At 57.1% G+C, this 11,815-nt stretch carries 11 protein-coding genes; 3 read left to right on the top strand and 8 right to left on the bottom strand.

All coding sequences use genetic code 11. The features are described from left to right. Positions 1-371 precede the first annotated feature (371 nt). Genes ACP5EL_RS02620 through ACP5EL_RS02640 form a run of 5 tightly spaced genes read right to left on the bottom strand, consistent with a single transcriptional unit; the run spans position 372 to position 5,697 of the window. Positions 372-1,451, bottom strand: coding sequence for a tRNA (guanine(10)-N(2))-dimethyltransferase (locus tag ACP5EL_RS02620; protein ID WP_428400887.1), 1,080 nt, complete (start codon positions 1,449-1,451; stop codon positions 372-374). 6 nt (positions 1,452-1,457) lie between these two features. Beyond that, the gene (locus tag ACP5EL_RS02625; protein ID WP_428400888.1) at positions 1,458-1,655 is read right to left on the bottom strand and encodes a hypothetical protein; all 198 of its coding nucleotides are present in this window, start codon (positions 1,653-1,655) and stop codon (positions 1,458-1,460) included. 58 nt (positions 1,656-1,713) lie between these two features. Further along, entirely contained in the window at positions 1,714-2,595 is an 882-nt protein-coding gene (locus ACP5EL_RS02630) for a presenilin family intramembrane aspartyl protease PSH (protein ID WP_428400889.1), read from the bottom strand. A 4-nt stretch (positions 2,596-2,599) separates the two neighbouring features. Continuing rightward, positions 2,600-3,112 (bottom strand): class IV adenylate cyclase, encoded by a 513-nt coding sequence (gene cyaB, locus ACP5EL_RS02635; RefSeq protein WP_428400890.1) that lies wholly within the window; start codon positions 3,110-3,112, stop codon positions 2,600-2,602. Next, on the bottom strand, positions 3,109-5,697 hold the full coding sequence (locus tag ACP5EL_RS02640; protein ID WP_428400891.1) for a valine--tRNA ligase: 2,589 nt from the start codon (positions 5,695-5,697) through the stop codon (positions 3,109-3,111). The genes cyaB and ACP5EL_RS02640 overlap by 4 nt, the downstream gene beginning before the upstream one ends. 96 nt (positions 5,698-5,793) lie before the next feature. Between ACP5EL_RS02640 and ACP5EL_RS02645 the strand changes: the two genes are divergently transcribed. Both ACP5EL_RS02645 and ACP5EL_RS02650 read left to right on the top strand, forming a co-directional pair. After that, entirely contained in the window at positions 5,794-6,288 is a 495-nt protein-coding gene (locus tag ACP5EL_RS02645; RefSeq protein WP_428400892.1) for a DUF367 family protein, read from the top strand. 169 nt (positions 6,289-6,457) lie between these two features. Further along, positions 6,458-7,702: a hypothetical protein gene (locus ACP5EL_RS02650; protein ID WP_428400893.1), complete on the top strand. Its 1,245-nt coding sequence runs from the start codon at positions 6,458-6,460 to the stop codon at positions 7,700-7,702. 404 nt (positions 7,703-8,106) lie between these two features. Here the strand turns inward: ACP5EL_RS02650 and ACP5EL_RS02655 are convergent, their stop codons facing one another. Next, a complete protein-coding gene (locus ACP5EL_RS02655) occupies positions 8,107-9,030 on the bottom strand; it encodes a hypothetical protein (RefSeq protein WP_428400894.1) in 924 nt (307 codons plus the stop codon). Between the two features lie 247 nt (positions 9,031-9,277). Beyond that, positions 9,278-9,535 carry a winged helix-turn-helix domain-containing protein gene (locus ACP5EL_RS02660; protein WP_428400895.1) on the bottom strand — a complete coding sequence of 86 codons (258 nt, stop codon included), beginning with the start codon at positions 9,533-9,535 and terminating at the stop codon, positions 9,278-9,280. Positions 9,536-9,900: 365 nt separating this feature from the next. Between ACP5EL_RS02660 and ACP5EL_RS02665 the strand changes: the two genes are divergently transcribed. Then, positions 9,901-10,407: an Hsp20/alpha crystallin family protein gene (locus tag ACP5EL_RS02665; RefSeq protein ID WP_428400896.1), complete on the top strand. Its 507-nt coding sequence runs from the start codon at positions 9,901-9,903 to the stop codon at positions 10,405-10,407. Between the two features lie 17 nt (positions 10,408-10,424). Here the strand turns inward: ACP5EL_RS02665 and ACP5EL_RS02670 are convergent, their stop codons facing one another. Further along, positions 10,425-11,654, bottom strand: coding sequence for a bifunctional 3,4-dihydroxy-2-butanone-4-phosphate synthase/GTP cyclohydrolase II (locus tag ACP5EL_RS02670; protein ID WP_428400897.1), 1,230 nt, complete (start codon positions 11,652-11,654; stop codon positions 10,425-10,427). Positions 11,655-11,815 lie beyond the last annotated feature (161 nt).

The raw sequence follows: 11,815 nt of genomic DNA on the forward strand, positions 1-11,815 counted from the left end.
TGGTATCAGAGCCATTTTATTTTATCGTTTCTGAGGCTTTGGGCCGCCTTGAGGGTGTTAGAGAGCTGACTGGACTGGATCGATCACAAGAAGGTGGATCGCGGAAGAAGTGGAAGGAGAAGAAACGATATGAATAGAATAGGCGAGATCGGGAGCTAATGGGGCTACAATGAAGGGTTGGCACGAGGTGATGTAAGGGAGTAGCAATGAAGGGGGTAATTTTTCATCATCTCGTGCCACTAAGCCAGAGCACATATCTGCACTTTGGCCAGCCCAGGTTATCTCCCTTATCCCATATTAACTTTCGGGTCAAGCTAAAACTGAAGTTGCAATCCCGATGGGTCGGGATAATAATTTCGACCTCTGCACGATTAAATAGAGCACAATATCTCCTGAAGGAGTTCAAAGGGAGCATCGGTCTTTATACCCACACCGCTGAAATGGGTTCTGGAGGCGCTATAGCCGGCAGACCTGAGATCATTGATGAGATTATCGGCGGCCCCCGGCGTGGTCTTAAATTTCCTGCATAGTCTGTGGTGGTCGTAGTACATCGGAACGTCGATCTCCTCGGCGCAGAGCTGGAGGAGTCGGACGGCCCGCTCGGAGCGAGCCTTCGAGCCCTCGAGCTCGGAGAGGGCTGCTCTTATAGCCCCGCGATCCTGGATCGGCCCAAGCCAGAGGGGACCCGCGACGTCGGCCCTCCCCTCACAGAATGAGCAAGCCCCCGAGGACCGGCAAGCCATACCGGGAACGGTCCGCCACCGACCGCAGATGCGACACTGCTCCAGGTGGCCCATGCCTTCGAGAGCTCTGTCCGCCATCTTCGCCCCCCTCGCGATCCTGAGGTAGATCCGGGCGTAATGGTCGGTGACGTGGGTGAGGAGGGGCGAGATCCCCTTATCCACCCGCGCCAGCTCCCTCGCGACGGCCCCCAGGAGTATCCTCGCCCCCATCTCCCGGTGGTGCTCGGCCTTGACCGGGACCGCCATGTACTTTCTTATGCCGCTTTTGAGGTGGGCTCCGCAGAGGGGGGCGGTATCGGTCGCGGTTATGAAGAGGTATTTATCGGCCGACCGGGACGCTGCCGCGAGGAATGGAGAGGGCGATCCGAATGGGTCGAGGTCGACGGCCTCAAAGTGTCTCTGGTGGAGAAGGACGTTGGCGTTGGAGGTGAGGATCTCGCAAGCCCCAAGGCCGTTTCTCTCCGCGTTCTCTTCGATGAGAGCGACCGCTTTTGGGCTGACGTCGTTTAAGACCACGTGCTCGACCTTTGCCTCTTTTGCCACCCTCAGGCCGCGCGCTCCGCTGGCGGCGAGGCCGTCGAGGTAGTCAGATATCCCGAGGGACTTGGCCACCGCCACCCCGATGTCCCGGTTCAGCCTCATCCTGGGGTTGTAGAAGGCCCCCTCGACGTTTAGGGCGACTGCGCCCTCCTCCACCATCTTCGCCATCTCAGGTCACTTGTACCCCTTCTCCAAAAGCCCCTCGCTCCAGTAGTTGTCGCACTTGGGGCAGTAGTAAATCGCCTCGATCACGATCTTCTTCCAGTTGTCAGAGTCGAGGGGTCGTCTCAGCTCTCTCGCCTCGCACTCGGTCCCGCACTTCGGGCAGAAAGGCACGAACTGCGCCTCTAAAACGACGTCGTTATCATCCACCTCTTTGACCTCCGGTAGCGGAGATGGGCTGATGCCAAAAAAAAGTTGTCGGTGAACCTCAGAAGACGGCCGCCCCCGCGACCAGAGAGGCGAGGAGAAATCCGAGGATCGCGCCGCCGTTGAGGAAGGGAAGTCCCGCCTGGGGCCTGTCCCTGGAGGTGGTGGAGAGGACGGCGAAGCCCAAGGCCGTCCCCAGCATCGCCCCCAGGGCCGGAAGGTTCGCCCCTATCCCGAAGAGCTCGACCTGGGGAAGGTCGAGGGACCAGTTGGCGGAGATCACCAGGACGGTGGGGATGATAGCGTCCCCCAGCCCCAGGAAGTAGGCGCCCCGATCGCCTCCGGAGCCAAGCCCTTCGCGCCGGAAGCTGTAGCCCCTCTTCCTCGGAACCACGAAGAGGAGGGGTGCCCTGATCTCCATCACCCCCTCGGCCAAGGTGACCATGTGGCGGGTCTTGTAGACGGATATGGCATCGTAGGCTGCAAGGACCACCAGGAGGAGGAGCGCGGGGAAGGGGGTCATGCTGAGGCCGAAGAGGGTCCCCACCCCCGCACAGACGAGTAGGCCGACCAGGTCGATGATGTACCACTCGGGGTAGAGGTGGAGGAGGACGAGGATCGCAAGGGAAGCGAGGAGCGCCAGAGTCGGCGGGAAGAAGGCCGATAGTACGTAGTAGACCCCCATGGCCATCGCCAAAAGGACCACCCCGCTCACGACCCACCCCTTCTTCAGCTTCATGGCCATCAGTATGAATAGGGTGAACCCAAGGACCAGTATGATGTAGCTGAAGGGGTTGGCGGCGGACTCCGGGTTCTCGAAGATCCTGACCTCCGTCTCCGCGAGGGGGGGCATCAGGGCGAGGGAGAGGAGCTGGACCGCCACCACGAAAAAGATCATCACAGCCATGGGAAAGAACCTCTCCCGGATAGTTTCAGAGGACATATTATCATCGCTCCGCCAACAGCTCCAGGTAGGACTTTCGTATCGACACTCCAAGGCCGAGCTTCGCCAGGATATCGAGAGCAAGCCTCTTCTGATCTTCCCAGTTCTCGTCCCCGGTGAGCTCCACCTCGATGAAGGATCCAAGCCCCTCCACATCGTCGACGGCCAGAACTGCGTCGCTCAGGGCGTACTTCGTCCTCTTCTTCTTGACGACAGCGGCCCTCGAAAAGCCGGCCGACTCCAGGATCGACTCCATCGCTATTGGGTCGTCGACCCGGACCGTCAGCTCTCGCCTTGACTTGGTCTCGGAGTCGAGCTTCGGCCCCTTGTAGGTGAGGCGCGCACCCACCTCCTTGACCCTGATCCGAAGGGCCTCGTCGGTTCGGGCGAAGTCGCGGAAAGGAGAGCTGAAGTAGAGGTCGAGGTGGTTCTCCACCCCCATCAGCTCGCCGCCGAGGCCGAGGATCTTCTCCTCGATCCCGGGTGGGGCGCGGGCCTTGACCTCGACCTCGATCATGATCCTGTCCTGATGAGGACGGTGGCGTCTGCGAGGCTGATCATCTCCACGGCCTTCCCTGCGCAGAGGGTCTCGGTCACGATCTCGACCGCCTCGGGGCCCAGCTCCACGATTTCTCCGCCCACCTCGACCTCGATCTTTCCTGCCGCCGCCATCCGGGCGACCTCCTCAGGGTCCATGGATTTGAGCTTCTGGATGATCTCGCCGCTCTGGTTCTTGAAGACCGGGCCTATCGCCTTCATCGAAGGCCTAACCTCCACCGCCCTCGTCTCGATCTCGGGGCTGCCCCGCCTCACGACTACCGGCGAGCTGGTGGAGCCGGATAGGTCGGTCGTCTCCAGCTCCAGGTCAGAGTAGACCTCGATCCCGGCGAGAGGAGAGTTGAGGGCCATCCCCCGGTCTGACTTGTACCTTCTCACCGCCGCGGCCACCTCTTTGATCAGGTCCCCCTCGGGCTGAGGCGAGATATCAAGCGGCTTTGGCCAGGAGGAGGCGTGGACCGACTCGCGGGAGAGGTTTGTTCTGATCTCCTCGGCAATGAAGGGGGTGAAGGGCGCAAGGAGGCTGGTCAGAGCCTCGATGGCGGCGTATATCGTCGACTGGGCCGCCCTCTTCTCGGGGCCTTCGGAACCGTAGAGCCGGGACTTGACCAGCTCGATGTAGTTGTCGGCGAACTCGTCCCAGGCGAAGGACCTGATGGCCCTGAAGGCCTCGTCGAACTGGAACCGATCCATCGAGTCGGTGACCGCCTCGATCATCTGAGAGAGCTCGAAGAGGAGCCATCGGTCCACCTGGTTTGGAGCAGCGTCATCGGATTTGACGGCGTGGGGGGCGGAGAACCGGTACATGCTCCAGAGCTTCTGGAGGAACCTGCCGCCGCTGATCACGTCCTTCCACCGGAACATGACGTCGCTTCCGGGGCTTCCGCCGACGGCCGCCCACTGGCGGAAGGCGTCGGCTCCGTACTTCGCCACCACCTCTTCGGGGGCTATGAAGTTGTTCAGGGACTTGCTCATCTTGTGGCCGTCCTCGCCCAGGACCATCCCGTTGACCAGGATCGAGTCCCAGGGTCTCGTCCCCACCAGGGCCTTGGCCCGGAGGATGGTATAGAAGGCCCAGGTCCTGATGATATCGTGGCCCTGGGGCCGGAGCTGGCTGGGGTAGCGGGGCGGATGGTCGCTGAGCCAGCCGGTGACGTTGAGGGCCGATATCGAGCTGTCCATCCAGGTGTCCAGGACGTCCGTCTCGGGGTCGAAATCCTCAGAGCCGCAGTTCGGACACGAAATCGGCGGCTTCTCCAGGTTCGGGTCCAGGGGAAGCCACTCCTCTTCGGCGACCAGGGGCTCGCCGCAAGCTTTGCAGTACCAGACCGGTATGGGGGTGGCGAAGATCCTCTGGCGGGATATGCACCAGTCCCAGTCCATCGTCCCAGTCCAGTTCTTCAGCCTGATCTCCATGTGCTCGGGGACCCACTCGATCTCCGAGGAGGTCTCGACGATCTCTTCGGGGTTTATCTTCACGAACCACTGCCTCTCGGAGAGGATCTCGATTGCGGTCTTGCACCTCCAGCAGAGGCCTACGTTCTGGTCGAGGGGCACCTCTCTGTAGATCGTCCCCAACGACCTCATCTCCTCGATGATCGCCTCCTTGCACTCCGAGATCTTCATCCCTGAGAACTTGCCCGCGACGTCGGTCATCCTTCCCTCCCGGTCGATGGCCTGGCGGAGGGGGAGGTCGTGCTCGACCCACCATCGGACGTCCTGCTTGTCGCCGAAGGTGCAGATCATGACCACACCCGTCCCGAAGGCGGGGTCGACCTCCTCGTCGGCGATGACGGGGACGGTGTAGTCGAAGACGGGAACCCGGACCTCGGTTCCGATGTACTCTCCGTTCTTCTCGTCCTCGGGGTGGACGGCGACGGCTACGCAGGCCGCGAGAAGCTCGGGCCGGCTGGTGGCGATCTCCAGGTCTCCGAGGTCTGAGCCGAAGCGGAGGTAGTTCAGGGTCGTGGTCCGAGAGTCGTACTCCACCTCGGCGAAGGCGATGGCCGTTCCACAGCGGGGACACCAGTTGACCGGGTGGTCCTCCCGGTAGATCATACCCTTATTGAACATCTGGACGAAGGACCTCTGGGTCTTGGAGTAGTAATCGGGATGCATCGTCACATACTCGTTGGACCAGTCGTTGGAGAAGCCGAGCCTTCTCATGGTCACCCTCATCTTGGCGATGTTCTGGGCGGTCAGCTCCTCGCAGAGGCGGCGGAACTCCTCCCTGGGGACCTCGTTCTTGGTTATTCCATGGATCTCCTCCACCTTCACCTCGGTGGGAAGGCCGTGGCAGTCCCAGCCCTGGGGGAACATGACGTTGTAGCCCCTCATCCTCTTGTACCGGGCGACGAAGTCGATGTAGCACCAGTTGAGGGCGTTTCCTATGTGGAAGTTTCCGGTGGGATAAGGCGGCGGCGTGTCGATTATGTACTGGGGCGCGCTGGAGTTCCAGTCGAAATAGTAGACGGACTCGTCCCAGCTTTCCGCCCACCTCTCTTCAACCTGCTTGAAGTCGTACTCCTTGGAGATCTCGCTCATCGGGAAGGCCTCTGAGTTCTTTATTTCTGCGAAAGGGATAATGGTGGGGAGAGTTGCAAACAACGTTAATAGGATTATCGGTAGACCACATGAATCATGGAGCTCCTGATCTATCACGCAAACCAGTGCGACCCCAAGAGGTGCACGGGAAAGAAGCTTGAGAGGTTCAAGCTCGCACGGACCACCAAACGGTGGAACAAGCTTCGGGGATACCTGGTCTTGAGCCCCTTCTCAGAGAAGGCCCTCTCCCCCGCGGATAGATTTGAGGTGGGCCGGGGCATCGCCGCCCTGGACTGCTCCTGGGCTCATGCCGAGGAGGTCTTCGGCAAGATGCGCCTGAAGGAGAGGGCGCTTCCGTTCCTGGTGGCCGCAAACCCGGTCAACTTTGGAAAGCCCTTCAAGCTCTCGACCGTCGAGGCCTTCGCCGCGGCCCTGGTGATCCTGGGAGAGCGGCCCCAGGCGGAAGAGATCCTGGCCAAATTTTCCTGGGGTCACGTCTTTTTGGAGCTGAACCAAGAGCCCCTGGAGGAGTACGCTGCGGCCAAGGACAGCAGCGAGGTCGTGGCAATCCAGGCGGAGTATCTGCAGTAGCTCTGCGCCCTGATACTTAATTTTTCGTAAATCTTATATAGCTTAATGTCCTGTAAGGCCAACATATGGGTAATATTAGATGAGTTTGAGTTGATCTGGTGACTGGAATTCCACCAACTTGCGACTCTACGACCCCTTAGGTGTATAAAACAGGAGGGGGGCTATAGAAATGAGAAAAAGAGTTTTAGCGATCTTGATGGCCCTGGTTGCGCTATGTGCCTTCGCTGTGGCCGAGGAGACCGCTGAAGACTTGGTAAAGACGGGAGACGAATTGTTAGTAGGAGCGTCTCCTGAAGAGATATGGAACAGGACATACGGCGGCCCCGGCAACGACTTGGTGAGCGAAGTCCACGTAACAAAAGACAGTGGCTACATCATCATAGGCGTGACCGAGTCCTACGGCGCTGGCGATGGTGACGCCTGGCTGATCAAGACCGACTCTGAGGGAAGTGAAGAGTGGAATAAGACCTTCGGAGGGCCCGGATATGATAATGGCCAATCCGTCCGAGAGACAATCGATGGCGGATACATCCTTGTAGGTAGGACAGAGTCCTACGGTGTCGGCTGTGACCTCTGGCTGATCAAGATCGATTCAGAAGGAAACGAGGAATGGAGCAGGATTTTCGGAGGTTCTGGGTTCAATGGAGGCTGGTCGGTCCAGGAGACAAAAGATGATGGCTACATTATCGCCGGTGAAACGGCGTCTTATGGTGCCGGCGACATCGATCTTTGGCTGATCAAAACCGACTCTGAAGGAAGTGAAGAGTGGAATAAGACCTTCGGAGGGTTGGGCACGGAATATGGCAATTCTGTTCGGGAGACATCCGACGGCGGTTATATCGTCACGGGAGATACAACCTCGTTCAGTGCCGGGAGCACAGATCTCTGGCTGATCAAGACCGATTCTGAAGGAAACGAGGTGTGGAACAGAACTTATGGCGGGTCAGATTCTGATGGCAGCAAATCGGTCCAGGAGACCTACGATGGCGGTTATATCGTCACAGGATATACAACCTCATTCGGCTCTGAAGGCACGGATCTCTGGCTTATAAAGACCGATTCTGAAGGAGGCGAGGAATGGAACAGAACCTTCGGTGAGCCCGTACAAGATATCGGTCCGATCGGCGGAGAGCTGGGATATGATAGGGGAGAATCTGTCCAGGAGACCAGCGATGGCGGTTATATCATCGCCGGTTATACGACCTCATACGGAGCCTTTCCTGGCGACCTCTGGCTGATAAAGACGAACTCCGAGGGCGTCCTAGAGTGGGATATGGTCTCAGGCCGACGGGGAACCGATGAAGGCACCTCGGTTCAGGAAACGAGTGACGGCGAATATATTATTGTTGGTATTACAAACCGTTACGGTGCGGGCGGTTTAGATATATGGTTGGTAAAAGTAAAAGAGATGTAGAGTAAAATATGCCCGATAATGATAGGTAGCGGATGGTCACGAGGAAAAATGGGCTCCGCTACATTATTTTATATCCGTTCCTTGAAATGCGAAACCGCTCACAGACGTGTATCTTCTTGATTTATATGCGCATCAATCCGAAGATCGGTTCGGCTTCTACATCGCATCGACATATAATTATATACTAAAAAATGAAAAATAATTTGATCTACCAGCAGTAGTAGTCGGGATAACTCCCACAACCGACAGATCCTCCACCCGGACAATTCGCTGAAATCCACGAGGCTGCCTGGGATGATGCGCTACCTAGAGACCAATCACAGAACCAGGCGTAATTGCCACTTCCATAGCAAGTCGCTTTGCAGCAATAACACGTCACTCATCTCACCTCCTTTTACTTTTGTTCACCTGTCGTAGTATGGCGCCATCTTGGTGACCATGAACGGGAAGACTTCTGTGGTGTCCACCCGCACGAAATACTTCTCGTTGACGTCAGTCTCGCGATGGGTATAGGAGAAGATCGCAGATACGATCTTACGCGAGCCGCTCAAGCGCGACTGCCTTGCCACCACGCCGGTCAAGGAGAAGTTGCGGCCGAACTCCTCGGCGGCCTTCGCGTAGATCGCTGGATAGCGGACCGCCAGGTAGTTCAAAGCCCGATGCTCGTCCGTTGCGCCCATGTTGTCGGCCATCTGCATGATCCGGTCGAAGAGCTCTCCTGCGGCCGACCTGAACTTCAGATCGTCCTTCTCGGAGATCGACTCAGGTCGAGGTATCGCCTTGATCATCGAATCCCGGTCTAAGGAGAAGGCGTGGTCGAAGGCGACCATCGGAACCTGCAGACCGCCACACATCTCCGCGGGCGCTAGTGGACCCTTTTCTCCTATGATCACGTCCACGTCCATGGGCTTGGGAGCTGGCCGTATGGCCTCTACCAGTGCCTCCAGGTCTCCTCTGTGGCGAGGGAACAGCACGTAGGCTGGCAGGCCTTCGATGGCGAACGCCCAGCAGATCTTGCGTGCTAGGTATCGGTTCTCCGGCTTTGAGAGAACTGCATGGAAGGTCTCTCGATCTGTGAGCCCCGTCGTCTCTGTCATTCCTGCGGCTCGGGCGAACTCTTTCTCCACCCCGATGTTCGGAAAACGGGCCACGACCCGTCCCAGAGCGTAGATGTAGTTGGGAACGGGTTTCCCGGAATCGGTGGTCGCAGATTCTGTCGCGCATCCACATCCGTTATCTCCGCCTTCATGCGTTTGAGGCGGCCCAATGTTCTCTATTTTTTCAGGAGGCGCAGCTGTTGGCGCCTCATTTTTTTCGACTTCGCTCATGTTCTTTACCCCACTCACTTTTTCTGTGCTCTTCTCAGGAGCACGATCAGTAACTTCGTCCAGAGACTACATAAACCTACCGAAATTGTTCGGATTTTCCGAACAAAATGCGGATATTGTTCGGATTTTCCGAACAAAAACGTAAATTATAAATAAGATATCGCTCTGAACGAGTGCATGTCGTAATACGACGAAATGTTTCACGTTTGCTCAGGTGCAAATACAGCGCTATAATATGGAATTTTGCTCAATATGGACTTTTCTTTGATTTTAAGGCCATATTTTGAATTATTTCACGTCCTTTTGCCGTTAGCTCATAATAAACCCATTTATTCCCTCTATTCTTCTTAACTAAACCGGAATCGATCAATACGACTAAATTATCATAGGTCGTTGATTTAGGAATATGAAGCTCTTTTGAGAGATCTGTTACAGTCTTGCGCTGTATTATAAGATATATAAGAATATTTAATCGTTTATCTGACGCTAATGCTTTGATGAGCATATTACTTAACCTGAGTTCACTTGAGGGAGAAATCATTTATATGCGCCCTATTTTTCTAGTTATACATCTCCGCTAATCAGATAATGTGGATGAGATATAAAGGCGGTCTTTAGATAGAACTCAGATTAACTTCACGTTAAAGTTATATGATGGTATTGAGCACATTCTCGAAAATAACATACATTTTGAGCAATTACAACAAAATTGTGATTTGCCACTTATTTGAAAGATCAAATAACGATTCTCAAACTTACGGGCAAGAATATAATATATATTATATAAATATGGCTTCTATTTATGTTGGGAAAGTAGAATATCGTAAGATATTTGAGTTTTGGAAACACAACTCTTGATGGTGATGGATCATGACTGGGTTAGTTCCAAAAGATGACTTCAAGCGCCTGCAGAGGAGGATGAACCGACTGATGGAGGATATAGGGATCTCCGAGCCCGAGTCGAGGTACATGCCCGAGATCAGAAGGGTCCAGGACAAGATGAACCAGCTGATAGAGGACTTCATGGCCGAGTCTCCCGCCCGATTTTCAGACGTGATGAAGCCCCTCGCCGACGTCAAAGAGACCGACGAGGAGGTGGTGGTGACCATGGACCTTCCGGGCATGGACAAGGCGGACGTCGAGATCTCGGTGACCGAGGACACCCTGGAGGTGAAGGCCGAGAGGAAGGCTGAAAAAGAGGAGAAGGAGGAGGAGTTCTACAAAAAGGAGAGGAGCTTCGCGCGGTTTGAGAGGAGCCTCACCCTCCCGGCCGAGGTGAAGGCTGAGGAGGCGAAGGCGAGCCTCAAGGACGGCGTCCTGGAGGTCCACCTCCCCAAAGTCGAGGTGACGGCCCGAAAGAAGGTGACGATCGAGTAGGTCGGAGATCTCTCCGGCTACTCCTTCCCCGACTCTGACCCCGAACTTTCCTGGAGCAGGAGATGGTGGAGCTTGTCCCTCTTCGTCTCCAGGTACCTTCTGTTTTCGTCGTTTGGCGGGATCTCGATTGGCACCCGGTCAGTTATCTCCAGATCGTACCCCTCAAGGCCGATGATCTTTCGAGGGTTGTTGGTGAGAAGCCGCATCTTTTTGATCCCCAGGTCGACCAGGATCTGGGCTCCGACCCCGTAATCCCGAAGGTCGGCGGGGTAGCCAAGATGGTGGTTCGCCTCCACGGTGTCTAGCCCCCTCTCCTGGAGGGCGTAGGCCCGGAGCTTGTTCGCAAGCCCAATCCCCCTTCCCTCCTGGCGCATGTAAAGCAGAACCCCGTTCCCGTTCTCGCTGATCAGCCTCATGGCCAGGTGGAGCTGGTCGCCGCAGTCGCACCGCCTCGACCCGAAGACGTCGCCGGTGAGGCATTCGGAGTGGACCCGGACCAGGGCGTCGTCTGAGGAGGGGTCTCCGGCCACCAGGGCCAGGTGGCACTGGCCGTCGACGAGGCTCTCGTAGCCGATGGCAGTAAAGTCGCCGTAATCGGTGGGCATATCGACCTCGGCGACCCGCTGGATCAGCTTCTCGCTCCTCATCCTCCTTTTTATCAGCCGGTCGATGGTGAGCATCTTGAGGCCGTGCTCGGCGGCGAAAGCCTCCAACTCCGGAAGACGGGCCATGGTTCCGTCCTCGGCCATCACCTCGCAGATCACGGCCGCAGGATACAATCCCGCCATTTTGGCCAGATCGACGGAGGCCTCGGTGTGGCCCGCCCGCCGGAGGACGCCGCCCTCCTTCGCCCGCAGTGGGAAGGTGTGGCCGGGCATGACCAGATCGTTGATCGTCGCCGCAGGATCGATCAGCGCCCGGACGGTCTCGGCCCGGTCGAAGGCGGAGATGCCGGTCGTCACCCCCCGACCCTTGGCGTCGACGGATACGGTGAAGGCGGTCCCCATCTTCTCGGTGTTGTTCTGGGTCATGAGGGGGAGGCCCAGCTCCTCGACCCGATCGCCAGACAAAGGCACGCATATCAGCCCCCGGCCGTGCTTGGCCATGAAGTTGATCGCCTCGGGGGTCACCATCTCCGCCGCGATCACCAGGTCGCCCTCGTTCTCCCGCCCCTCGTCGTCGAGGATGATGATGAAGCGGCCGGCCCTCACCTCTTCGATCGCCTCTTCCACGCTGCAAAATGGCATACGAGACGAAGGTTTGGGTTCGGGTGGTTATAAGGGTTGGGTCGGGGTGGTGGGGTGGCTTTGTGTGACGGCGATGAACCACTATTGTAGTGTCTCGGTACATTTGCATTGGTCATCGGTTAAGGATCGGTTTAAATAGTCTCGCTGATTTTTGATGCCAC

This window comes from Methanocrinis sp. (assembly GCF_049974945.1).
In the GTDB taxonomy this organism is placed as follows: Archaea; Halobacteriota; Methanosarcinia; order Methanotrichales; family Methanotrichaceae; genus Methanocrinis.

Excerpts from the sequence above, each read along its gene's own strand:
- ACP5EL_RS02660 (WP_428400895.1), bottom strand. The coding sequence starts at position 9,535 with ATGCTCATCAAAGCATTAGCGTCAGATAAACGATTAAATATTCTTATA.
- ACP5EL_RS02670 (WP_428400897.1), bottom strand. The coding sequence starts at position 11,654 with ATGCCATTTTGCAGCGTGGAAGAGGCGATCGAAGAGGTGAGGGCCGGC.
- ACP5EL_RS02655 (WP_428400894.1), bottom strand. The coding sequence starts at position 9,030 with ATGAGCGAAGTCGAAAAAAATGAGGCGCCAACAGCTGCGCCTCCTGAA.
- ACP5EL_RS02650 (WP_428400893.1), top strand. The coding sequence starts at position 6,458 with ATGAGAAAAAGAGTTTTAGCGATCTTGATGGCCCTGGTTGCGCTATGT.
- cyaB (WP_428400890.1), bottom strand. The coding sequence starts at position 3,112 with ATGATCGAGGTCGAGGTCAAGGCCCGCGCCCCACCCGGGATCGAGGAG.
- ACP5EL_RS02630 (WP_428400889.1), bottom strand. The coding sequence starts at position 2,595 with ATGTCCTCTGAAACTATCCGGGAGAGGTTCTTTCCCATGGCTGTGATG.
- ACP5EL_RS02640 (WP_428400891.1), bottom strand. The coding sequence starts at position 5,697 with ATGAGCGAGATCTCCAAGGAGTACGACTTCAAGCAGGTTGAAGAGAGG.
- ACP5EL_RS02665 (WP_428400896.1), top strand. The coding sequence starts at position 9,901 with ATGACTGGGTTAGTTCCAAAAGATGACTTCAAGCGCCTGCAGAGGAGG.
- ACP5EL_RS02620 (WP_428400887.1), bottom strand. The coding sequence starts at position 1,451 with ATGGCGAAGATGGTGGAGGAGGGCGCAGTCGCCCTAAACGTCGAGGGG.
- ACP5EL_RS02645 (WP_428400892.1), top strand. The coding sequence starts at position 5,794 with ATGGAGCTCCTGATCTATCACGCAAACCAGTGCGACCCCAAGAGGTGC.